Source organism: Paractinoplanes deccanensis, assembly GCF_016862115.1.
GTDB classification, from domain to species: domain Bacteria; phylum Actinomycetota; class Actinomycetes; order Mycobacteriales; family Micromonosporaceae; genus Actinoplanes; species Actinoplanes deccanensis.
In genome coordinates this window covers 1-23,162 of the sequence record NZ_BOMI01000194.1, presented here as the reverse complement: position 1 = coordinate 23,162, position 23,162 = coordinate 1, and the positions used below count along the sequence as shown (strand labels likewise).

Sequence of the window (23,162 nt, the reverse complement as noted above, 5' to 3'; positions counted from 1 at the left end):
GCCCGGCCCGGTGCGCCGGGGAGTCCGCCCCTGTCTCTGCCTGGACTGACCGGCTACCGGGGCCGCACGGCGTAGGTCAGGTGCGTGACCCGCGGCGACGGCTCCGACCGGATCGGCTCCAGCGCCACCCGGGCGGCGTCCACGCCGTCGAACAGGCGGATCCCGGCGCCGAACAGCACGGGGGACACGGCGACCGAGAACTCGTCGACCAGGCCGGCGTTCACATACTGCAGGATTGTCGCGGCGCCGCCGGCGATGCGGACGTCCCGGTCGCCGGCGGCCTGGCGCGCCCGGTCGAGGGCGGCCTCGGGGCCGTCGGTGACGAAGTGGAAGGTGGTGCCGCCCGGGCGCTCCCACGGGTCACGCTTCTCGTGGGTCACGACGAAGACCGGCGTGTGGAACGGCGCCTCCTCGGGCCACGCGTGCTCGCCGGCGTCGAACATGCGCTTGCCCATGACGCTCGCGCCGGTGCGGTCGAACGTCTCGCGCAGGATGTCGTTGTCGCGGCCCTCCTCGCCGCCGTCGCCGAACCTCAGGTTCTGCCGGAAGAACCGCTGCGGGAACACCCATGCCTGGAGCTCGCGCCACTGCCGGCCCATGAGCTCCTCGGGGGACGCGGGCGCGATGAAGCCGTCCAGCGACATCGACACGCTGAAGAACACCTTGCCGGCCATCAGCCCTCCGCTCCCCGCCGGACGATCTCGGTGACGTAGGCGGCGAGGTTGCCCAGCGTCTGCCGGCCGCCCTCGATCGCGTGGTACTTCTCGACCGCCTCGTCGCGCAGCTCCCTGGTGGGGAAGACCGTGCGCATCACGATGTGGGTGCCGGCACCGTGCGCCGCGAAGGTGAGGACCGACGCGAAGGCGTTCGGGTCGTCCCGGAACTCGCCGTGCAGCAGCTCGATCCGCTCCGGCGGGGTGATCTCGGTCCAGGTGATCCACTCAGGGTAGTCGGTGCCGTCCGGCCCGTGCATGACGAAGTCCCAGACCCCGCCGGCGCGGAACTCGAACGCCCGCGTCGTGGTGGTGAACCCCTCGGGGCCCCACCAGTGCGACAGGTGCCGGACCTCGGTGAACGCCTCGAACACCAGCTCGCGCGGCGCGTCGATGACCCGCTCGATCACTATTTCCCGGTCGTCCATCGGTCACTCTCCCTGTCGTGATCGCTCGAGGTCTCGCACGTACGCGTCGAGGCGGCCGAAGCTGTCGTTCCAGAACCGCTCGAACCCGCCGACCCACTCGTGGACCGGCCGCAGCCCGCGGGCGTCCAAGCCGTACAGCCGCTGCTTTCCCACGCCGCGGACCCGCACCAGCCCCACCTCGCGGAGCACCCGCAGGTGCTTGGACGCGCCCGGCAGGCTCATCCCCAGCTCGTGGGCCAGGTCGGTCACCGGCCGCTCACCGGTGCGCAGCAGCGCCAGGATGTCCCGGCGCTGGGGCTCGGCGATCGCGTTGAACGCGTCCGACGTCGTCGCTGCTCGTGCCATGGCGGCCAGGATATTTTCCGATATGGGAAAACGTCAAGGGCGATCAGGCGAGCCCGGCCTCCTTGGCGAGGATCGCGGCCTGCACGCGGGAGGCGCAGCCGAGCTTGGCGAGGACCCGGGACACGTGGGTCTTCGCGGTGGCCTCGGTGATGGAGAGCTCGGCCGCCAGGTCGGCGTTGGAGAGGCCGCGGCCCAGCGCCGCCAGGATCTCGCGTTCGCGGGCGGTGAGACCGTCGAGCGCCGGCTCGTCGCGGGCCGGGGCGGGCCGCTCGGCCGCGAAGGTGGCGAGGAGGCGGCGGGTCAGCGACGGGGCGATCACGCCGTCGCCCGCCGCGACGTGGCGCACGGCGGCGATCAGGTCGGCGGGCTCGACCGACTTGAGCAGGAAGCCCGCCGCGCCGGCGCGCAACGCGCCGAAGACGTAGTCGTCGAGGTCGAAGGTGGTCAGGATCAGCACGTCGGCGAGGCCCGCGGAGGTGATGGCCCGGGTCGCGCTGATGCCGTCGGTGCCGGGCATGCGGATGTCCATGAGGACCACGTCGGGCCGCAGCGCGCTCGCCTGGCGCAGCGCGACCGCGCCGTCGGCGGCCTCGCCCACGACGGCGATGTCGGCGGCCTGCTCCAGCATGAGCCGCAGCCCCGCGCGGATCGCGGCATGGTCGTCGGCGAGCAGCACGCGGATCGGCGGAGCGCCCTCGGCAGGCGTCATGCCGCGGCCGCCACCGGGAGGGTGGCCCGCACGCGCCACGACGAGCCGACCCGGCCGGCCGTCACCGAGCCGCCGAGCAGGGCGGCGCGCTCGCGCATCGAGGGCAGGCCCGTGCCGGCGCTCAGTGCCCGGTGGTCCAGCGGCGGCGGCTGTGTCAGGTCGTTCGTCACGGTGACGTCGACCCGGTCGCCGGTGCGGCGCACCTCCAGGCGTACGTGCGAGGCGGGAGCGTGCTTGCGGGCGTTCGTCAGCGCCTCGTGCACGATGCGATAGACGGTGTGGGCCACGATCACCGGGATGGAGCCCAGGTCGGGCAGGCTCGCCGTCACCCGGAGGCCGTCGGCGCCCGCCGCCTCGACCAGGGCGGGCAGCCGGTCCAGGCCGCCGGGCACCGTCTGGTCGGCGGGCGCCGCGTCGCGCAGCAGCATGATCATGGCGCGCATCTCTTCGAGGGCGGCGAGGCTGCTCGTGCGGACGGCTCGCAGGGCGGCGCGGTCGCGTTCCGTGTCCGGGGGAGCGGCCAGCGCGGCCCCGGAATGCAGCGCGGTGGTGGACAGGTGGGCGGCGATGACGTCGTGCAGGTCGCGGGCCATCGCCGCGCGCTCGGCGAGCACCGCCTCCTGGGCGGCCATCGCGCCCAGCCGGCGCTGCTGGCGGACGTTCGCCGACCACCAGAGCGGCACGAACAGCAGCGTGGTCAGCTGAAGCGCGATGAAGACGGCGACGCGGAACTCCCCGGCCGCCAGCCCGCCCACCACCCCGGCCGTGCCGATCACCACGAAGACGGCGGTGGTCACGGCCCGCCGGGCGCGGGCGGAGGCGAACAGGCCCACCGAGAAGATCAGGTCGAACAGCACCAGCACCATGGCGATGCTGCCGCCGAGCGCCAGGTCGGCGAGGCTCGCGACGACGCCGATCAGCAGGGCGAGGACCGGGCGGCCGCGCTTGACCAGCATCGCCGCGCTGCCCACGACCAGCGGGACCGTGTGCCACCACGCCGGCGCGGTGTCGAGCCGGTCGATGCCCGGGTCGACCCACACATCGGTCAGCCCGACCAGGTTGAGCGCCAGGCCCGCCGCGAACGTCGACCCCGCCGTCACCCTGTCCTGCAACGCCGGGCTGCTCCGCCACCTCCGCACGATCGCCGCCCTCACCCGCCCATCCCATCACGCCCACGGCGCCGCGGCGTCAGACCAAAGTTGTACGCGGCAGGTCATCCTTTCGCCGACGCGCGTCCCGCCCGCGTGCGCGACGGTGCCGATATGGACCTCGCCCTGCTCGGCTCGCTCGCCGTGCTCGCCCTGATCGACTCGACCAGCTTCGGCACGCTGCTGATCCCCCTCTGGCTGCTCATGCACCCCGGCCGGGTCAGACCCGTGCGCCTCCTGGTCTTCCTCGGCACGGTGGCGGCCTTCTACTTCGCGGTCGGCCTGGCCGTCGCGCTCGGCGCCGACGCCTTCCTCCCGCAGATCACGAGCCTGCTCGACACCCGCCCGGCGTCGTGGACCCAGCTGGTGCTCGGCGTCGGCCTGTTCTTCCTGAGCTTCCGACTCGACCGCAGGCGCGGGGGCGGCGGCCGGCCGGCCCGCTGGCGGGAGCGCGCCCTGACCGACGGCAGCGCCGCGAGCCTGGCCGGCCTGGCCCTCGCGGCGGCCGCCGCCGAGGTCACGACGATGTTGCCCTACCTGGCCGCCATCGGCCTGCTCACCAACGCGGGGCTGACCCCCGGCACGGTCGCCCTGGTCATGGCCGGCTACTGCCTCGTCATGATCCTGCCCGCGCTGGTCCTGCTGGCCGCCCGCCTCGCCGCCGGCGACCTGCTCACCCCCCTGCTGACCCGTGCCGGCGACTGGCTGGCCCGCAGCAACGCCCTGAGCTGGGTGGTCGGCATCGTCGGCTTCCTGCTGGCCCGGGACGCCGCCATCCGGCTCTTCCCCGGGATGGGCGCGTGAGCGGGCGGCTGCGAGGTCAGGCGGCGAGCTGGAAGTCGCCCCGGCGGGTGGGCTGCTGCCGGAGGCGGCGGGCCGGGTCGGCCAGCTCGAAGCGGCCCTGGCGCAGGTCGATGCGCTGGGGCTGCTGCTGTGCCTCGCGCAGCACGGCCAGGAGCAGGTCGAACAGGGTGAGGCCGAGCGCGCGGCAGATGGCGTCGAGCAGCTCCGACGAGGGCTCCTTGCGGCCGCGCTCCACCTCGGACAGGTGCCCGATGGAGACCCCGGCCAGGTCGGACACGTCGCGCAGCGTCTTGCCCTGGGCCATGCGCGTGCGCCGGAGCACCTGGCCGATGAGCTTGCGGAGCATCACGCCCCGACCCTACCCCCTAGGGGATCGGGCCGGGTGCCCGTGTCGTACAGGCGTGTCACTCTTGGAGGCGAGACTGCCGTCCACCACTGGGAGCTGAGCATGTCCGACGCCGGTTACGCGCGAGCGCGCGGGGAGACCTTCGAATACGCGGGCGCCACCGTCGAGCTCGTCGACGCGGCCACCGTGCTGGCCGCCGCCCGGGTGAACCCGGTCGAGCTGCTGCGGCGGGCGACCTGGCCCGAGCCGGTGCAGCGCGTCGACCTGACCGTCTCCAGCGCCGACCGGGACGGCGGGCCGGTGCACACGTTCGCGGCGGCGATCAGCACGGCCGACGAGCCGCTCTCCAAGGAGCGCATCCGCAGGCTGGTGCTCGGCAACGACCCGGTGGGGCTGCTGCTCGCGAAGCGCATCGAGGCCGGCGACCCGATCGCCACGCGCATCGTGGACGGGGTGGGTGCGGCGGCCGCGGCCGCGTACCGCCGTCTGGGTCTGGACAAGCCGGAGAAGCCGGCGGCGAGCCGCCAGCCGGGGACGATCGCCGACGCCGCGGTGGGCATGCAGGCCACCGTGACGTACGACGAGAGCGGGACCACCGTGCGGCTGCACGCCGAGGTGCCGCGCGACGAGGTCACCCCGGCGCATCTGCAGGCGTTCGCCGGGCTGACGCTGCAGGCGGTGATCGAGCTGACCGGGCCCGAGTCGCTGGCCGGCCGCCGGTTCGTGCTCAGCCGCGAGACCCTGCCGACCACCAAGGCCACCACCAAGGACGTCACCCTCGACATGGTCGGCGGGCTCTCCGCGGTGGTGGGGCAGCTGCGCGAGATCGCGGTGTCGTTCCGGCACCCCGAGTCGATGGCGCGCTGGGGTGCGCAACGCCCGCAGGGCATCCTCATGTACGGGCCGCCCGGCACCGGCAAGACGATGCTCTCCCGCGCGCTGGCCAACGAGATCGGCGCCGACTTCCGCGAGATCCGCACCCCGGAGATCCTCGACAAGTGGCTCGGAGGGTCCGAGCGCAACATCAAGCAGATCTTCCGCGACGCCCGGCGCTACCGGGTGCCGACGCTGATGCTGTTCGACGAGTTCGACTCGATCATCAGCTACGCGGGGTCCGGCGGCGACGCGGCCAGCCAGGCGATCAACGCGGTGGCCGGCATCTTCAAGCAGGAGATGAACGACCTCATCGAGGCGAACCCGAACGTGATCGTGGTGGCGACCACGAACTTCCCGCACCGGGTCGACGACTCGCTGATCCGCTCCGGCCGCTTCGACGTGAAGCTGAGCATCCCGAAGCCCGACGAGGCGAGCCGTGCCGAGATCTTCCGCAAGATGATCCGCGCCCTGATCGCGGCGCACGAGGCGCCCGGCTTCCAGATGTTCGCCGACGACCTCGACCTGGCCGCGCTCGCCGCCGCCAGCCACGGCATGACCGGCGCCGACATCAAGGAGGTGCTGCGCCGGGTGCAGCTGGCCAAGGCGATGGAGGACGCGCGGACCGGCGGCCGCGTCAGCCCGATCTCCCAGGAGGAGCTCCTGGCGAGCGTCCGCGAGCTGCTGGGCCCGCGCTAGTGGCGTGAGTCGTTGCGTCGTCGGCAGTGGGTACGAGGGTTGCGTCGATGAGAAGTCCCCGATCTTCCGCGGGCACGGAGCGTTCGGCGCGCTGTTCGGGCCGTTCGGGGCACTTCCGCACAGTACGGGTCCGTTCCGCCTGATGGCCGGACACCTCGCCGGCACGGTCCACTCCTCCGGTCCGTTCCGACGAAGGAGGATTCCTTGACCTCACTACTCCCGGCGCCGCGCCGAACGGTGGCTCTGGCAACGACGCTCACCCTCGCGTCGATCTTCGGACTCGCCGGTCCGGCCCTGGCAATCGATGACTATCCGGTCAAGTTGATCAAGGATGCCAACTACACCCTGGGATCCGCGCACATTCAGCGCATCAGCGGGCACACGTGGGACATCGCGGTCCGCGACCATCGAACCAACGGTCGTGAGGTCTGCGTCAAGATCTTGTCGGCGGACCCCGGTCCCGCCATCTACTACTGCGACCGGACGTCGTCCAGCGCAGACGCAGTAGCCGACCACTACCGGATCTCCTACCCCTGGTATCAAGCCAGCCTCTGCGACATGGGCGGACTCGGCTGCGAGAAGTACATCTACAAGGACCCCACCGACTGAAAGCTGACCAAAGCCGCGTCACCGTCAAGGTGCCCACGAGGTCTCCGGTGGTCTCCGGTTCTGCTTGCCGCTGAACCGTCCACCGGAGACCTCGCCGCCTGTCGATCAACGACCCGCGTGATCCTCTCCGCCCTCAGCGCCGCCTTCGATACACGGCCTCGCCGTCACACCATCACCTTCTCCCTGTTGCGGACCTGGTAGGTGACGGCGCCGGTGCCCGCGACCGCGACGACGGCGGCGAGCACGGCCGTCACCCACTGGCCGTCGGTGACGGTCTCGAAGCCGGTGTTCTCGCCCTGCAACGCGGTGAGCAGGGACGACAGGAAGGCGATGATGCCACTGGTGACGGCCGAGAAGACCGCCTTCGTGCTGGTGGTGCCCACGGTGACCTCCCGGGTTCTGCGTCTCGTCCGATCAGGATGAGCCGCCCGCGGGGCCGGCGGATACGTCGTGTCACCTATCGGATCGGCTCACCGGGTGACGGATCGACGCCAGCGCGCGTGCCCGGCGGTGGTCAGGCGGGCGCGGCGCGGTCCACGATCGCGGCCGTGGCGGTGCCGCGTGGCAGCGTGCCGAAGGTGTGACCCCACTCGCCGCCGAGCCGGGACGCGCAGAAGGCGTCGGCGACCTCGGCCGGCGCGTGCCGCACGAGCAGGGAGCCCTGGAGCACCAGCGCCATCCGCTCGGCCACGCGGCGGGCGTCCTCCTCGGCCGGCCGCTCGCCCTTCAGCTGCCTGATCGCGGCGTCGAGGCGGCGGTCGGCGCCCGCGGCGGTCTCGGCCTCGGCGAGGAAGGCGGCCAGGGCGTCCGGCTCCTTGTGCAGCGTCCGGAGCACGTCGAGGGCCTGGACGTTGCCCGAGCCCTCCCAGATCGAGTTGAGCGGGGCGTCGCGATAGAGCCGGGGCAGGCCGGAGTCCTCGACGTAGCCGTTGCCGCCGAGGCATTCGAGCGCCTCGCCGACCACGACGGGCTGGCGCTTGCACACCCAGAACTTGCCGACGGCGATGGCGAGGCGCTTGAACGCCTGCTCGCCCCGGTCGACGGCGCCGGCGAGGCGCAGGGCGAGCAGGGTGGCGGCCTCGGACTCGATCGCCAGGTCGGCGAGGACGTTGCGCATCACCGGCTTGCCGGCGAGCGGGCCGCCGAACGCGCTGCGGTGCCGCGCGTGGTGGACGGCCTGGCTGAGCGCCGCGCGCATGCCCGACGCGGAGCCGGTCACGCAGTCGAGGCGGGTCATCGCGACCATTTCGATGATCGTCCGGACGCCGCGTCCCTCCCCGCCGACCAGCCAGGCGACGGTGTCCTGGAACTCGGGCTCGGAGGAGGCGTTGCTGCGGTTGCCGAGCTTGTCCTTCAGGCGCTGGATGCGGAACGTGTTGCGAGTGCCGTCCGGCAGCACGCGCGGGACGAGGAAGCAGGAGAGCCCCTGCGGCGCCTGCGCGAGCACGAGGAACAGATCGGACATCGGCGCGCTGGTGAACCACTTGTGGCCGGTGAGGCGGTACGTGCCATCGCTCGACCGAACGGCCTTTGTCGTGTTGGCCCGGACGTCGGAGCCGCCCTGCTTCTCGGTCATGCCCATGCCGGCGAGCAGGCCGCGCTTGGTGGCGGGCACGCGCAGGCCCGGGTCGTACGCCGTGGCGGCGAGCAGCGGCTCGTACAGCGCCGACAGCTGCGCGTCGTGGCGCAGGGCGGGCACCACCGCGTACGTCATCGAGATCGGGCAGATGTGACCGGCCTCGACCTGCGACCAGACGAAGACCCCGGCGGCCCGGGCGACGTGGGCCCCCGGCCGGGTGTCGGCCCACGGCGCGCCGGCCAGCCCCTCGGCGACCGCGACCTCCATGAGCCGGTGCCACGACGGGTGGAAGTCGACCTCGTCGACGCGGTGCCCGTACCGGTCATGGGTCATCAGCCGGGGCTCGTGCCGGTTGGCCTCCTCGGCCCAGCGCTGCGGCTCGGCCGTGCCCGCGAGCTTGCCCAGCCGGTGCAGGTCGCCGACCGCCCACGGCGCGCCCTCCCGCGCGACCGCGGCCAGCAGAGCCGCGTCGGCCGCCACGTCGTAACCCACCAGCGGCGGCGCCTGGTTGAACACCTCGTGCGTCACCCCGGCAATGTAACCCGCCGGTAACTTCGGGCGCTATCGCCCGGCGGTCCGCAGGATGTCCGCGTGCCCCGCGTGCCCGATCGCGGTGCCGGCCTCCCCGTCGTCGTTGCGGGGCACGGGCTTGCGTCGAGTCTCGGCCATGCGCGCACGACAGCGGTTCGCGGCGTGGGGAAAGGGGCTCCGCACGCGCCGCGCGGGGTGCCGTTCCGCGCGGCACGTGCGGAGGGTCTGAGGAGGGGTACGGCGCACAACATCGCACACCGGAGGGGCCGCGCGCATGTCGGAAATCCGTCCGCTCGGAGGGGTCGACCGCGGGCGATCACTGTGTAGGGTCGTGCGGTCGGTCGCTGTGAGTGAGGACGCTGAGCGGAGGAGAGCCGTTGACCGTGCTCGGCGAGCTGGCCAGCGCGCGGGTGCTGGCGGCCGAGAGCGGGGACGGTGATCTGGTCGAGCGGATCGACCGGGCCACCGAGCAGCTGCGCGCGGCCGACATCGCGGTGGCCGTGGTGGGCGAGTTCAAACAGGGCAAGAGCACGCTGATCAATGCCCTTCTGCGCACCGACGTCTGCCCTGTCGACGCCGACGTGGTGACCGCGGCGCCGATGACGCTGCGGTTCGGCCGGCCGCCCGCCGCCTCCGCCGACGGGGTGCCGATCGACCTCGCCGACGTGGGCAAGCACCTCGACAAGCCCTTGGAGGTACGCCTCGACCGGCGGCTGCTGGGCGCGGGTCTCTCGCTCGTGGACACGCCCGGGGTCGGCGGGCTCGACTCCGCGCAGGGCAACATCACGCTCGCGCTGCTGCCGTCCGCGGGCGCGGCCCTGTTCGTCACCGACGCCGCGCAGGAGCTCACCGCGCCCGAGGTCGACTTCCTCAGGCGCACGGTGGAGCGCTGCCCCCGCACCTTCTGCGTGCTCACCAAGACCGACTTGCACGTCCAGTGGCGCCGCATCGTCCAGCTGAACGAGGGCCACCTGCGGCGGGCCGGGCTGGACGTGCCGATCGTGCCCGTGTCGTCGTTCCTGCGGGCCCGGGCGCAGGCCCGCGACGACACCGCCCTCAACGAGGAGTCCGGCTATCCGCGCCTGGTCGACCTGCTGCGCCGCGACGTGCTGGAGGCGGCGATGGCCGACCGGATCGCCGCGGCCAAGGCGGAGCTGTCCTTCGTGGTCGATCGCCTCCGCGAACGGGCCGACGCCGAGCACGCCGCGCTGCGCGGCACCCCCGGCGTGGCCCAGCGGTACGCGGAGAAGGCGCGCCGCAGCGCCGCCCTGACGAACGGGACGTGGCAGACGGTCCTCGGCGACGGCATCCAGGACCTCGCCGCCGACGTCGACCACGACCTGCGCGAGCGGTTGCGGCGCATCGTGCGCGAGGGCGAGGAGGTGCTCGCCGGCTCCGACCCGCGGGACACGTGGCAGGACTTCCAGGCGTGGGCCGCCCGCGAGGCCGCCGCGGCCGCCGCCGACAATCTCCTGCTGCTGGTGAGCCGTACGCAGGAGCTGGCGGCCGAGGTGGCGTCGCGCTTCGGGCTCGAATGCGACCGGCTCGAGCTCGACCTGCCCGTGCCCGAGCTGACCCTGGGCAAGGCGGCCGCGCTCGACGTCAGCTTCCAGCAGACCCGGGTGCAGCAGTTCCTGCGCGCGTTCACGGCCGCGCGGGTCTCGTACGGCGGCTTCTATCTGCTCGGCGCGGTCGGGGCGCTGTTCAGCGTGCCGTGGGCGGCGCCGCTCGGACTCATCGCGGGGCTGACGCTCGGCCGCCGGCTGATGAAGATGGAGAAGGAGCGTCAGGTGCAGCAGCGCCGCCAGATGGCGTTGAGCGAGCTGCGCAAGTACATCGACGACGCCGGGTTCCACCTGACCCGGGACAGCCGCGAGGCGGTACGCCGCACCCAGCGCCTGCTGCGCGACGAGTTCACCAGCCGCGCCCGCGCGATCGAGCGTTCCGCCGCCGCCACCGAGGCCGCGGTGCGGCGCGCCGCGGAGATGCCGGACACGGGGAAGAGGTCGCGGCTGGCGGAGCTGGCCGAGCGGCGGCGCAAGCTGGACGGGCTGGCGGCATGACGCTGCTCGATCAGGTGCGCGGGCTGCTCGACCGGGCGGTGGCGGAGACCGGGCACCCGCGGCTGGTGGCGGCGCGGCGGCGGGTGGACGAGCCGCTGCGGGTGGCGATCGCGGGGCGGGTCAAGGCCGGCAAGTCGACGCTGCTGAACGCGCTCGTCGGGGAGGAACTGGCGCCCACCGACGCGGGGGAGTGCACCAAGGTCGTGACCTGGTACGCCGACGGGCCCGCGTACGCGGTCACCGCGCACCTCGGCGACGGCTCGGCCGAGGCGCTGCCGTTCACCCGGCGCGACGGTGCCCTGCAGATCGCGCTCGGGCGCGGCGCCGAGGAGGTCGAGCGGCTGGAAGTCCGCCTCCCGAGCGGCCGGCTCCGGCGCCACACGCTGATCGACACCCCCGGCATCGCGTCGCTGTCGGCGGACGTGTCGCTGCGCACCATGGCGTTCCTCGACGCCGAGGGGGAGCGGGCCGCGCAAACCGACGCCGTGCTCTACCTGCTGCGCCACATGCACGGCAGCGACGTGCGGTTCCTCGAGTCGTTCCACGCCGACGGGGTCACCGAGGGCACGCCGGTCAACGCGGTCGGCGTCCTGTCGCGCGCCGACGAGATCGGCGGGTGCCGCCTCGACGCCATGACGGCCGCCGCCCGGATCGCCGGGCGCTACGCCGCCGACGAGCGGCTGCGGCGGCTCTGCCCGGTGATCGTCCCGGTCGCGGGCCTGCTGGGCGCGGCCGGCGCCACCCTGCGCGAGGACGAGTTCCGCGAGCTCGCCGGGGTCGCCGCGCTGCCCATGGACGAGGTGGTCGAGCTGTTGCTCACCGCCGACCGGTTCGCCGGCTCCGGCGCGGCCCGCCGCCGGCTGCTGGACCGTCTGGGCCTTTTCGGCGTGCGCGTGTCCGTGCGCCTCCTCAAGGACGGCGCGGTGACCGACGCGCCGGGGCTCGCCGCGGCGCTCACCGAACAGAGCGGCATCGGCCGGCTTCGCGAGGTGCTGACCGCCCAGTTCGCCGGGCGCGCCGAGGTGCTCAAGGCCCGGTCGGCCCTGGCGGTGCTGGACGAATGCGTCGCGCCCGGCTCGCGGGCGGCGGTCGAGGCCGAGCGGGTCCGCGCCGGCGCGCACGAGCTGGTGGAGCTGCGGCTGCTGCGCCAGGTGCGCTCCGGCCGCGTACCCGGCAAGGACGGCCAGCTCACCGAGATGGACCGGCTGATCGGGGGCCTGGGCATCGAGCCGTACGCCCGGCTCGGGCTGGCCGCGGACGCGAGCGCGGATCAGATCGCCGAGGCGGCGCGCGCGGCCCTGTCCCGGTGGCAGCGCATCGCCGAGCATCCGCTGTCGGCGCGCGACCTGCGGACGGCGGCGCGCGCGGTCACGCGCACCTGCGAAGGGCTCCTGACCCTCAGAACCAGCACGGGTGAGCCTCCCGCTGCCCCGGCTTGGTGATCAGCGACTCGCCGGTGCCGTCGGCCTTGAGCAGCACGATCGTGGGCAGCTCGTAGGGTCCCCGGACGAACGCGAACCAGCTGCCGTCCGGCGACCAGCTCGGGTCCATCTCGCGGGCCGGGTTGCGCGTCAGCCGCTTCGCGTTCTCGCCGTCCCGGTCGACGATCCAGATGTCGGAGTCCTCCTTGGACACCTCGCGGGTGAACAGGATGCGCGACCCGTCCGGCGACGGCGCCGGATCGTTCACCTCGCCCATCTCGGGCGTGGTGATCTGGCGGCCCGGCTCCCGCGGGTCGGCCGCGTCGAGCTCGTAGACCTGCCGCACGCCGTCGCGCTCCACCCAATAGGTGATCGTGCTGCCGTCGGTCGACCAGAACGGATCGTCCTTCACCTGCGGCGAGAAGGTGATCTGCGTCGGCGTGCCGCCCGCGACGGGCATCGTGAAGATCTGGTTGATCTTGTTGACTTTGCGGACGAACGCCAGCCTGGTGTCGTCACCCGACCACGCGACCCGCCCCGAGGTGACACCGCCGATCAGCTTGCGGCGCTCGGTGCCGTTCGCGTTCATCACGTAGATCTCGCTGCCGTCGGGCGTGTTGTGGGTCAGGGCGATGAGCTTGCGGTCGTGCGACCACTTGGGCAGCACGTCACCGGCTTCCGTGCCCGGCAAGGGGGTGCGAGGGGTGTCGGCGCCCGGCTGCAACGAGGAGACGGTGGAGACCCGCTCACCGATGGCGACCGGCCCGCTGTCGACGCGCACGAGCAGCTTCGCGTCGGTGGGGTAGGGCACCTTCGGGGCGGCCGGGCTGCTCGCCTGCCCGCTCGGGGGCGAGGCGGTGCTCTTCTCGCCGCCGTCGTCATCGGGGTTGAGCGCGATGAAGAGCCCGGCCCCGGCGGCGGCCAGCACGGCCACAAGGGCCCCCGCGATGGCGAGGGTGCGGCGCGTGCCGCGCTTTTGCGCGGTCTCGGGCACGCGGAGTTCGCTGATCAACGCGCTGTCCGCGCCGTGCCCCGGCGTGGCGTGGGGCGGCGTGGCGCGCGGTGGCGTGGCATGCCCCGGGGTGGCGTGGGGCGGCGTGGCATGCCCCGGGGTGGCGTGGGGCGGCGTGGCGCGCGGCGGTGGCGCGGCATACCCCCGCGTGACGGCGGGCGGCGTGGGCGTCTGAGGCGCGACGGCGTGGATCGTGGCCGGCCCACGCGGCGTATCACCGCCCAGACCACCACCACGAATCGGATATTCAGTATTTGTCGGATTTGCGCCCATCGAAGTTGCGGGTCCGGGGAGGCTCTGCGTGGGCGTGGGCGTGGGCGTGGGCGTGGGCGTGGGCGTGGGCGTGGGCGTGGGCGTGGGCGTGGGCGTGGGCGTGGGCAGGTCTTGCGTCGGCGGAGTCGCGTCTTGCGTAGGCGTGGATGCGGCCGACACCGGCGTGGTCTGCATGGGCGTGGTCGGCGGGAGCGCGTCCGAACCCTGCGTCTGGGTGCCCGGCACGGTGGCGGCGCCCCGGCTGAAGTGGACGTTCGTCGCCGTGCCGAAGGAGACCATGCGGTCCCGGGCGAGTGGCACGGTCATGGTGGCCAGCGCCGCGCCGAGGGCCACGCTGTGCTCCGGGTGGGGGTCGGCGGCCACCGGGCGGCCGAGCGCGCCGGTGAGGGTCTGCGCCACCAGCGGGATGCGCGACGAGCCGCCCGCCAGCAGGATCGTGCTCAGCTCCTCCGGGGGGACGCCGGCTCCGCGCAGGGCTCGGCGGGTCGCCTCGACCGTGTCGGCCAGGGCCGGGGCGATCATCGCCTCGAGTTCCGAGCGGTTGAGGCGCACCTGTCTGTGCAGGCCGGGCAGGGCCACCGGGATGACCGTCTCGGTGTCGAAGGACAGCGCCTCCTTGGCCTCGACGCAGTCGCGCCGCAGGCGGGCCAGGGCCGTCACCACCTCGGGGTCGTCCGTGTCGAGGCCGTCGACCGCGTCGCCGAGCACCTCCAGCACGTGGGCGAAGACCGCCTCGTCGAAGTCGGCGCCGCCGAGCTGCTCGATGCCCTCCGCCTCGCCGAGCAGGACGAAGCCGGGGCCGGCGGGGCCGGGGCCGGCGGGGCCGGGGCTGTCGCGGCGCAGCACCGCCACGTCGAACGTGCCGCCGCCGAGGTCGTAGACCGCCACCGTCTCGCCCGGCGCCATCCGGCGGGCCGTCGCGTGCTGGAGGGCCGCGGCCTCGGGCTCCGTGCGGAACTGGACCCGGCCGGCGTCGGCGAGCCGGACCGCCTGGTCGAACTGCTCCCTCTTGTACGGTCCCCAGTTCGCCGGGTGGGTGACCGTGATCGTCGCGGGCGGGCCGCCGCGCTGGGCGATCACCGTGTCGAGGACGTGCCGCAGCAGCTTGCCGGTGAGCGCGTGCGCCGAGAAGGGCACGCCGCCCGCCAGGATCGGCACCGGGTCGCCGATGCGCCGCTTGAACTCGCGGGCCAGCCGGTCCGGCTCGGCCTGGCCGCGCCGTTCGGCCGCCTCGCCGATCAGCAGCTCGCCGCCGGGCGCCACGAAGACCAGCGACGGGATCTCGGCGCGCCGGCTGCCGAGGCGCACGACGTCGACGCGGCCGTCGTCGTCTCGTACGGCCGCGGCCGTCTGCGTCGTGCCGAGGTCGACGCCGAGGGAGTAGTGGAGAGGCACGCCACGATGCTCGCAGAACCGCAGGCCCGGCGCGCCCGCCCGAAAGGCGGATATGCGACAGAATGATCGCAGGGCCCGGCCCCGGGCTTGATCAAGCTCCCGGGTGGAGTTCACCTGACGGAAACCTCCACCGGGCCAGGTGATGGGTAGGGTTCCGCCATTCTCGACAACGTTGACCCCTTCATCGGCACCGCGGCGACCGACCTGCCACCGCCCCGCGGTCTCGCCGCCACGTGGTGGTGGCCCAAGCCCCAGGTGGGCAACACCCATCCGGGCGCGACCTCGCCGCTGGGCATGGTCTCCGCGTGCGCCTACTCCGGCGCCTACCCGACCGGGTACGGCCTCTACAGCAAGAACACCGAGGGGGTGCCGGAGGAGATGTTCGACCGCCTCCAGGCCTCCGGCTTCACCCACTTCCAGCAGTCCGGCACCGGCGCGATCCGCAAGTACTACAACTACGTCCGGGTCACCCCGATGCTCCAGCCCCTCGACGAGCTCGGCCGGTCGTGGGCGCTGACCGAGGAGGAGGCGTCGCCCGGCTACTACGCGGCCACGCTGGACACCGGCATCCGCTGCGAGGTCACCGTCGGCGCGAAGGTGGCCGTGCACCGCTACACGTTTCCCGCGCACAGCAGCGCCCGCGTGGTCGTCGACATGTCGATGGGCGGCCTCGCCGTCGAGCTCGGGCGCACGGTGCCGCTGCGCGCCCAGGTCGAGAGCATGGGGCTGGGCCGCGTGCAGGGCACGGTCGTCATGGAGGGCGTGCCGCTCAGCGTGTACGCCGAGGTCGACGCCCCCGGCTGGCGGCAGATGCTGTGGTACGACCGCCGCCTCATCGACGGCGGCACCCGGCTCGACCTCGACAGCATCCGGCACACCAACCTGCGCCCGTTCGGCATGCTCTTCCGCGGCGGCGCCCGCGCCGGGCAGACCATCGAGGTGCGGCTCGGCTTCTCGCTGCGCGGCTGCGACCAGGCCCGCGACAACCTGCGGCGCGAGTGCGGCGACGGCGTCCCGTCCTTCGACCGGGTGCGGTCGGCGACCCGGCTGCGCTGGCGGGAGCACTTCGACAAGGTCCAGATCGACGGCGGTACGCCGGCGCGGCGCACGGTCTTCGCGACGGCGCTCTACCACTCGCTCGTCAAGCCGTGCTTCGCCGACGACGAGAGCCCCTTCTGGCCCGACTCCGGCCCGTACGCGTTCGACATCTGCACCATGTGGGACATCTACAAGACCCAGCTGCCGCTGCTGTCCGCCCTCGCCCCGCAGCGCTCGGCCGACCTGCTGGAGTCGCTGGTGCGGGTCTGCGAGGAGGAGGGCAACTTCCCGATCGGCTACCGGATGGCCCGCGGCGCCGACCGGTTCTTCCGGCAGGCGAGCGCGCTCGCGCACACCGCGCTCTCCGACGCGCACGCGCTCGGCCGCGCCGAGATCGACTGGTCGTGGGCGCTGGTGCACATGGTCGACGACCTGCGGCGCATGTACGGCGAGGACTTCTACGAGCACGGGGTGGTGCACCCGATCACGCACACGCTGGACCTCGCGTACGCGTACCACTGCACCGCCCGGGTCGCCCGCGCCCTGGGCGACCGCCGCCTCGCCGACGACCTGGAGGAGCGCGGCCGGGGCTGGATCAACGCGTTCGACCCGGCGACCGGCCTGCTGCGCGACTCGGAGTTCTACGAGGGCGGCAAGTGGAACTACTCGTTCCGCCTGGTGCACGACATGGCCGCCCGGATCGCGCTGGCCGGCGGCGACGGCGCGTTCCTGGCCAAGCTCGACAGGTTCTTCGGCTTCGGCGCCGACCCGGTGAAGCAGCCCGGGCCGCGCCCGTCGCCGGCGGAGATGGCCGCGGGTTACGCGCTCAACCGGTTCGAGGGCCTCAACAACGAGCCGGACATGGAGGCCCCGTGGGCGTACCACTGGGCCGGCCGTCCCGGCCGCACCGCCGAGATCGTCCAATCGGCGCTCACCTGGCAGTTCGGCACCGGGCGCGGCGGGCTGCCCGGCAACGACGACTCCGGCGGCCTGAGCTCCTGGTACGTGTGGGCGTCGCTGGGCCTGTTCCCGGTCGCCGGGCAGCACCAGTTCCTGATCAACGCGCCGGCCTTCGAGCGCGCCGCCGTGCGGATGCCCGAGGGCGAGCTGATCATCGAGACGAGCGGCCACCGGGAGCACCCGATCGGCGCCGAGGGCCTCGACCGTGACGTGCGGGCCCAGTACGTCCAAGAGGCCACCCTCGACGGCAAGCCCCTGCACGCCACCCACCTGAGCGCCGCGGCCGTGCACCGCGGCGGCCGGTTGCACCTGCGGCTGGGCCCCGAGCCGACGAGCTGGGGAAGCGGGAACCGCCCGCCCTCCCTGTCCGACCCGCCCCCACCGGAGGAACCTTGAGCCACCCCGATCGCCGACTCGTCATCGTGGTCCGGGCCGACCCGGTCATCTGCGGGCACTCCGGCGAGGCCCGCAACCTCGCCGAGGTCGCGCTGACCCGGGGCTTCACCGACGTACGCCTGCTGACCTGGCCGATCCCCGTGCTCCAGGCCGCCGGGCTGCCGCTGAAGCCCTTGGACACGCTCCTGCCGTACAGCGAAGGCATCACCGTGGAACGGCCGGAGGCCGTGGGGGACTACCGCGTGCCCGACGGGCGCCACCTGGCCGGCCTCACCGGCCGGCTGGTCGAGCTGCTCGCCGACCCGGTCCCGACCGTCTGCCTGTCGATGTACCTGGTGCCGCACACGCAGGTCGTGGTCGACGCGGTCACCGCGGCCCGCGCCGCCGGTTTCGCCCCGCGGGTGCGCACGGTCGCCAAGGCGGTCGGCTCGGACGTGACGAACGTGATCCGCTCGTGCCTGCGCGAGGGCCGCTTCGGCGCGGCGACGGTGCTGTTCACGACATTCCTGGCGAACGACGAGGTGGTAGCGGTCTCGGAGTACACCCGCGACGAGATCATCGCGTCGGCCGAGGAGGTGGACGCGTCCTGCGGCACGTCGTTCGCCGAGCAGTGCCGGTCCCGCGTCACGGTCAGCTATCCGCCGATCGACTCGTCGGCCTACCTCGACCTGGACGAGGCGGCGGTGGACGAGGCGCTGGAGCGCCGGGGCCTCACCCGCAACGGCTACGTGCTCTTCCTGTCGCGGGTGGCGCGCGCCAAGGGCATCTACGACCTGATCATCGCGTACGGGCAGATGCGCGCCCGTGACAAGGTGAAGCTCGTGGTGGCGGGCACCGGGCCGGCGCTGGAGCACGTGCGGGCGATGGCGAAGGAGGACGACCGGATCGTCTTCCTGACCGACGTGCCCGACGAGGAGAAGCCGCTGCTGATGCGCGGCTGCGCGGCGTACGCCCTGCCCACGAAGCCGGAGCCGGACTTCGTCGAGACGTTCGGCATCGCCCTCGCCGAGAAGGCCCTGGCCGGCGGCGGCCCGATCATCACCACGCTGACCGGCGGCACCGGCGAGGCGGTCGGCGACGCCGCGATCATCGTGGAGGCCGGCGACATCAACGCCCTCGCCGACGCCGTCGACCGCGCGGTGCTCGACATGCCCTCCGCGGAGCGCGACGACCTGGAGAAGCGCGCCCGCGACCACGCGATGACCTTCGACCGGTTCGCCGTCTTCGACGACCTCTTCCCCTCATGATCGACTTCTCGGATCGGGACTTCCTCACCGATCCGTATCCCGCCCTGGCCCGGCTGCGCGTCACCGGGCCGGTGTCCTGGCACGAGCCCACCGGCCGGTGGCTGGCCGCGAGCCACGCCACCGCCGGCGCCGTCCTGCGCGACCGCCGGCTCGGCCGCCTCTGGGCCGACCGCACCCCGGCGCGGGTGTGGGAGCCGTTCAACCTGTTGCACCGCAACCAGATGATGGAGAACGAGCCGCCCGCGCACACCCGGCTGCGCTCCCCGGTCGCGTCGGCGTTCCAGCGCGGCCACGTCGCCCGCCTGCGCCCCACGATCACCGCCGCGGCGAAGTCCCTCCTGCGGGCCGCGGGCTCCTCGTTCGACCTGCTCGCCGACGTGGCGGAGCCGCTGGCCGTCACGGTGATCGCGGAACTGCTGGGCGTTCCGCCCGAGGACCGCCGGTGGTTGCGGCCGTGGTCCGCCGCCATCGTCAAGATGTACGAGGTCCAGCGCACCCCCGCGGACGAGGCGGCCGCCCTCGACGCGTGCCGCGAGTTCGCCGCCTACCTGCGTGCCCTCGCCGCCCGTCGCGCGGAGTCACCGCGCGACGACCTGATCAGTCACCTCGTCGGCGGCCTCTCGCCCGACGAGCTGGTGGCCTCGGCGATCCTGCTCCTCAACGCCGGCCACGAGGCGTCGGTGAACGCCCTCGGCGGGGGAGTGGTGGCCCTGCTCCGGCACCCCGCCGAGTGGGCGCGCCTGCTCGCCGACCGCTCCCTCGTCGACACCGCCGTCGAGGAGATGATCCGCTACGACCCACCCCTGCACATGTTCGTCCGCACCGCCACGGCCGACGTCCGCCTCGGCGACGTGACCATCCCCGAGGGCGCCGAGGTGGCAGCCCTGCTCGGCGCCGCCAACCGCGACCCCGCCGTCTTCACCGACCCCGACACGTTCGACGTGGCCCGCACCCCGAACCCGCACCTGGGCTTCGGCGCCGGCCTGCACTTCTGCCTCGGGGCACCCCTGGCCCGCCTCGAACTGCAGGCCGCCCTGGCCGCGCTGCTCGACCACGCCCCGCACCTGACCCTCGCCGAGGAGCCCGCGCAGAGGCCGACTTTCGTCCTGCGCGCCTACACCGCCGTGCGATTGAACGCCCGCTGAGGCCGCATCCCGTCACCATGGCGGCGGTCGCACCATCGCCGCCGCGGTCCTGGTGAACCCTTTCTCGGCCGCGGTGCGCAGCAGATGAAGCCTTCCGGAGGCAGCCACCAGGAGGCTGTGAGCGGCAGACACCGCGCCGAGGACGATGATCGACGCGGCGCCGCCGAGTTCCCGCGCCGAATCGTCACCTTCGGGCAGGCGCCGGTCGTGGTGCCCGCGCGGTGCGCCCGTCCGGAGTTGGGCAGCAGATCTTTCCCCGTTCTCCGGCTGTTGGGCTGGTAGTCGGGTGTGTTGACGAGGGTGAGTCCGCTTCAAGATCAACGCAGTGGAGGGGTTTCGCCATGACCACCGAACAACCGTTGCCCGAGTGGGCCGATCCGGCGGTTGCCGAGTCGAAGCTGGACGCTCAGGCGGTGTCGCGGCGAGGCATCCTCAAGAGCGCCGGGCTCTTCGGGGCGGGCTTCGCGGCGGCGAGCGCCCTCGCTCCGGCGGCGGCGAGCGCTCACTCCTCGCAGTCCTCGCACTCCTCCGGCGGCGACGGTGACTTCGTGTATCTGGCGGGCGACCACCATGTGCACACGGTCTACAGCCACGACGCGAAATACACGTTCAGCCAGCAGGCGATGCGGGCGGCGCAGTTCGGGCTCGACTGGATGGTGCTGACCGAGCACAGCAACATCGGGCACGCCAACGCAGGCGGGGCGCTTGCCGAGCACGCCGAGGTCGTGACGGCGCGGGCGGAGAACCCGCGCATGCTGCTCTTCCAGGGCCTGGAGTGGTACATCCCGGGCGCCGAGCACGCCACCGTCTTCACCGCGCCCGGTCCGCTCGAGGCGTCGGTCCTCAAGGACTTCGAGCTGGCGTACGACGGGAAGCTCCTCAACCGCACCACGTCGGACCCGGCCAACGAGGCCCTGGCCGTCGAGGCGATCAAGTGGCTCGCGGCGCGCAAGCGTGCCGGGGACGTCCCGGACGTGCTGGTCTTCGCGAACCACCCGTCGCGGCTCGGCATCGACTCCCCGTCCGAGCTGCGCGGATGGCGCGACGCCGACCCCAGCATCATGATCGGCATGGAGGGCGCGCCGGGCGCTCAGGGCGCGGCGCTGCCCGGCTGGCGCGGGGCTACGAGCATCCGCGGCGAGTACGAGAACAAGCCGTCGGCGCAGTCGTGGGCCGGCTACCCCGCCGAGGCGTACGTGACGTACGGCGGCTTCGACTGGATGACCGCCACCGTGGGTGGCATGTGGGACGCGATGCTCGCGGAGGGCAAGCTCTTCTCCATCACGTCCAACTCGGACAACCACCGCACCGTCTACGACACGTGGCGCAACGGCGACTGGCCGGCCGGGCAGAACTTCGACAACACCGGCAAGCTGCCCGACCCGGTGCAGACGTCGGCCCCGCAGCCGGGCAGCGACTTCTGGCCGGGACAGTTCAGCCGTACGCACGTGGGTGTCACCAAGTACGGCTACCGCGAGGTGATGGACGGGCTCCGCGCCGGGCGCGTCTGGGTCGACCACGGTCAGCTGATCGACGCCCTGGACGTGCGGCTGGTCGGCTCCGGCTCGCGCTCGGCGACGCTGGGCGGCCGTCTGCGCGTACGCAAGGGCGAAAAGCTCACGCTGCTGGTGACGGTGACGACGGCGTCGCGCCCGAACTACCACAATGTCCTGCCGGCGCTGGCGCATGTGGACGTCATCCGGGGAGCCGTGCGCGGACCGGCGGCGGACCGCACCTCGTGGCGCGCCCCGGCCACCCGCGTCGCCCGCAGCGTCGGCGTCGCCGGCCGCAAGGGCACCTACACCCTGCGCATCCCGATCGACCCGGTGCGCGAGCCCACCTACCTGCGCCTGCGCGGCAGCGACGGCCGCCGCAACGGCCCGGGCCTGCTCGGCGCCGCGATCGACCCGCGCGGCCCGCTCGCGCACACGCCCGGCGACGGCGACCCGTGGCTCGACACCTGGTTCTACAGCAACCCCATCTTCATCGACGTCTGACCGGGGGCGTGCGCCGGCCCTCCGCGGGGACCCCCAACGCCCGCGGCGCGCCGGCCCGCCGACGGGCCCCGATGGCTTCCGGTCATCGGGGCTCGTCCCTTATGCGTACGGTCAGCGCATGGGCGCTCCTCATGTGTACGGTCAGCGCATGGGCGCTCTGAAACCGTGGCATCTGCTCGTCTGCCTCATCGTGGTGATCGGCCTCGTGATCGCGATCATCCAGGCCGCCCGCCGCCGTTGAGAAAAAGTGTCAGACCCCGCGGCTAGAGTCCCGGGCATGACGCAGATCGATGGTGCGTCCCGGTCCCTGCCCGGGTTCGCCTCTCCCGCCGGCGGCCTTCCCGTGGGGTTCCGATGACCGGCGCCGTCGAGGCGGCCCGCGCGCTCCTGTCCGGGCTCGCCGGCTCGGGCGCCGATCACCGGGACGTCGAGCGCGTGCTGCTCGCCGCGGGGTGGCGGCCCTGCGGGGCCGGCGACTGGGCGATCGCCCTGCGGTCGCCCGACGGGGTGGCGGCCGCCCGGATCAGCCCGTTCGACCCCACCGGGCCCTATGCGGCCGCCCTCTACCGGGAGGCCGCGCACACCGGCCAGGTGCCCGTCCTCTTCGATCACCGGCGGCTGGCCGGTGGCGGCGACCTTCAGCTCATGGAGTGGCTCGAGCCGGCGCCTCCGGCCGACGCCGACGCGTTCCACCGCGCTCTCGCCGCCGAGACGGCCGTTCCGGGCCGCGCCCACGAGGTGGCCGAGCTGGCCGCCGTCGTGCGGCGGGTGCACGAGCGGGCGCTCCGCGAGCTGCCGTGGTGCGGGCCGCTCGACGCCAACCCGGCCAACGTCATGCGCTCCGCGCGGCGAGGTCTCGTGGTGACCGACCTGTTCTACGCCGACGGCCCGGCCCTCTACGCGACCGCCGCCACCGACCCCGACATCGTCGCCGCCCGCATCCCGGAGCCCGAGCGCCGCTTCATGACCGAGATACCCCTGGCCGGCTCCGGCCCGTGGCAGCCCGCCGACCGCGAGGCGATGCGCGCCGGCCTCGCCGCGGCCGACGCCCGCCTCGCGGCGAGCCAAGCGGTGAGGAAACCCTGATGCCCGCCGCACGGCACGACGACCTGTCGGCCCGCCAGGAGCGGATCCTGTCCTTCCTGCGCGAGTGGAGCCGCCGCCGAGGCTACCCGCCGACCATCCGCGAGATCGGCGACGCCGTCGGGCTGTCGTCGCCCTCCAGCGTCGCCTACCAGCTGACCCAGCTCGAACGCAAAGGCCACCTGCACCGCCGGGCCGGCCGCGCCCTCCTCATCGACCCGGCGGCGGCGCCAGGCCGTGCCGCTCCACCGGCGCCAGGCCATGCCGGTCTGCCCGCGCCAGGCCATGCCGCTCCACCCGCGCCAGGCCATGCCGCTCCACCCGCGCCAGGCCACGCCGCTCCACCCG

The 23,162-nt window shown here is 73.4% G+C and carries 19 protein-coding genes and 1 pseudogene; 11 read left to right on the top strand and 9 right to left on the bottom strand.

The window, feature by feature from the left end:
- Positions 1-53: 53 nt before the first annotated feature.
- The 5 genes from Ade02nite_RS45840 to Ade02nite_RS45820 are packed head-to-tail and all read right to left on the bottom strand — an operon-like array spanning position 54 to position 3,334.
- A complete protein-coding gene (locus Ade02nite_RS45840) occupies positions 54-674 on the bottom strand; it encodes a dihydrofolate reductase family protein (protein ID WP_203777725.1) in 621 nt (206 codons plus the stop codon).
- The gene (locus tag Ade02nite_RS45835; protein ID WP_203777724.1) at positions 674-1,141 is read right to left on the bottom strand and encodes an SRPBCC family protein; all 468 of its coding nucleotides are present in this window, start codon (positions 1,139-1,141) and stop codon (positions 674-676) included. The genes Ade02nite_RS45840 and Ade02nite_RS45835 overlap by 1 nt, the downstream gene beginning before the upstream one ends.
- Positions 1,142-1,144: 3 nt before the next feature.
- Positions 1,145-1,486 carry an ArsR/SmtB family transcription factor gene (locus Ade02nite_RS45830; protein ID WP_203777723.1) on the bottom strand — a complete coding sequence of 114 codons (342 nt, stop codon included), beginning with the start codon at positions 1,484-1,486 and terminating at the stop codon, positions 1,145-1,147.
- 43 nt (positions 1,487-1,529) lie between these two features.
- Positions 1,530-2,195, bottom strand: coding sequence for a response regulator (locus Ade02nite_RS45825; RefSeq protein ID WP_203777722.1), 666 nt, complete (start codon positions 2,193-2,195; stop codon positions 1,530-1,532).
- Positions 2,192-3,334: a sensor histidine kinase gene (locus Ade02nite_RS45820; RefSeq protein ID WP_203777721.1), complete on the bottom strand. Its 1,143-nt coding sequence runs from the start codon at positions 3,332-3,334 to the stop codon at positions 2,192-2,194. Before Ade02nite_RS45820 ends, Ade02nite_RS45825 begins: the two co-directional genes overlap by 4 nt.
- Positions 3,335-3,457: 123 nt before the next feature.
- Here Ade02nite_RS45820 and Ade02nite_RS45815 point away from each other — a divergent pair, with 123 nt between their 5' ends.
- The gene (locus tag Ade02nite_RS45815) at positions 3,458-4,147 is read left to right on the top strand and encodes a GAP family protein (RefSeq protein ID WP_203777720.1); all 690 of its coding nucleotides are present in this window, start codon (positions 3,458-3,460) and stop codon (positions 4,145-4,147) included.
- A 106-nt stretch (positions 4,148-4,253) separates the two neighbouring features.
- Here the strand turns inward: Ade02nite_RS45815 and Ade02nite_RS50065 are convergent.
- A pseudogene (locus tag Ade02nite_RS50065) lies at positions 4,254-4,493 on the bottom strand (helix-turn-helix domain-containing protein); the annotation flags it as partial.
- 102 nt (positions 4,494-4,595) lie between these two features.
- On the opposite strand from Ade02nite_RS50065, the gene Ade02nite_RS45805 reads away from it, so the two are divergent.
- A complete protein-coding gene (locus Ade02nite_RS45805) occupies positions 4,596-6,065 on the top strand; it encodes an ATP-binding protein (protein ID WP_203777719.1) in 1,470 nt (489 codons plus the stop codon).
- Positions 6,066-6,269: 204 nt separating this feature from the next.
- A complete protein-coding gene (locus Ade02nite_RS45800; protein WP_203777718.1) occupies positions 6,270-6,674 on the top strand; it encodes a hypothetical protein in 405 nt (134 codons plus the stop codon).
- A gap of 164 nt (positions 6,675-6,838) precedes the next feature.
- On the opposite strand, the gene Ade02nite_RS45795 is transcribed toward Ade02nite_RS45800, so the two are convergent.
- Positions 6,839-7,057 carry a hypothetical protein gene (locus tag Ade02nite_RS45795; protein WP_203777717.1) on the bottom strand — a complete coding sequence of 73 codons (219 nt, stop codon included), beginning with the start codon at positions 7,055-7,057 and terminating at the stop codon, positions 6,839-6,841.
- A 131-nt stretch (positions 7,058-7,188) separates the two neighbouring features.
- Positions 7,189-8,781 (bottom strand): acyl-CoA dehydrogenase family protein, encoded by a 1,593-nt coding sequence (locus Ade02nite_RS45790; protein WP_203777716.1) that lies wholly within the window; start codon positions 8,779-8,781, stop codon positions 7,189-7,191.
- A 386-nt stretch (positions 8,782-9,167) separates the two neighbouring features.
- On the opposite strand from Ade02nite_RS45790, the gene Ade02nite_RS45785 reads away from it, so the two are divergent.
- Entirely contained in the window at positions 9,168-10,847 is a 1,680-nt protein-coding gene (locus Ade02nite_RS45785; RefSeq protein ID WP_239169555.1) for a dynamin family protein, read from the top strand.
- Positions 10,844-12,289 carry a dynamin family protein gene (locus tag Ade02nite_RS45780; protein ID WP_203777714.1) on the top strand — a complete coding sequence of 482 codons (1,446 nt, stop codon included), beginning with the start codon at positions 10,844-10,846 and terminating at the stop codon, positions 12,287-12,289. The genes Ade02nite_RS45785 and Ade02nite_RS45780 overlap by 4 nt, the downstream gene beginning before the upstream one ends.
- Here the strand turns inward: Ade02nite_RS45780 and Ade02nite_RS50550 are convergent.
- Entirely contained in the window at positions 12,246-14,948 is a 2,703-nt protein-coding gene (locus tag Ade02nite_RS50550) for an Hsp70 family protein (RefSeq protein ID WP_203777713.1), read from the bottom strand. The two genes, Ade02nite_RS45780 and Ade02nite_RS50550, sit on opposite strands and share 44 nt — an antisense overlap.
- A gap of 159 nt (positions 14,949-15,107) precedes the next feature.
- Between Ade02nite_RS50550 and Ade02nite_RS45770 the strand changes: the two genes are divergently transcribed.
- The 6 genes from Ade02nite_RS45770 to Ade02nite_RS45745 form a co-directional block, all read left to right on the top strand.
- Positions 15,108-17,342, top strand: coding sequence for a GH92 family glycosyl hydrolase (locus tag Ade02nite_RS45770; RefSeq protein ID WP_203777759.1), 2,235 nt, complete (start codon positions 15,108-15,110; stop codon positions 17,340-17,342).
- On the top strand, positions 17,339-18,589 hold the full coding sequence (locus Ade02nite_RS45765) for a glycosyltransferase (protein ID WP_203777712.1): 1,251 nt from the start codon (positions 17,339-17,341) through the stop codon (positions 18,587-18,589). Before Ade02nite_RS45770 ends, Ade02nite_RS45765 begins: the two co-directional genes overlap by 4 nt.
- Positions 18,586-19,734, top strand: coding sequence for a cytochrome P450 (locus tag Ade02nite_RS45760; RefSeq protein ID WP_203777711.1), 1,149 nt, complete (start codon positions 18,586-18,588; stop codon positions 19,732-19,734). Before Ade02nite_RS45765 ends, Ade02nite_RS45760 begins: the two co-directional genes overlap by 4 nt.
- Positions 19,735-20,075: 341 nt before the next feature.
- Positions 20,076-21,731: a histidinol-phosphatase gene (locus Ade02nite_RS45755; RefSeq protein WP_203777710.1), complete on the top strand. Its 1,656-nt coding sequence runs from the start codon at positions 20,076-20,078 to the stop codon at positions 21,729-21,731.
- A gap of 354 nt (positions 21,732-22,085) precedes the next feature.
- Positions 22,086-22,817: a hypothetical protein gene (locus Ade02nite_RS45750; protein ID WP_203777709.1), complete on the top strand. Its 732-nt coding sequence runs from the start codon at positions 22,086-22,088 to the stop codon at positions 22,815-22,817.
- On the top strand, positions 22,817-23,162 hold a 346-nt coding region (locus Ade02nite_RS45745), incomplete at its 3' end, for a LexA family protein (protein ID WP_369076686.1). The genes Ade02nite_RS45750 and Ade02nite_RS45745, both read left to right, overlap by 1 nt.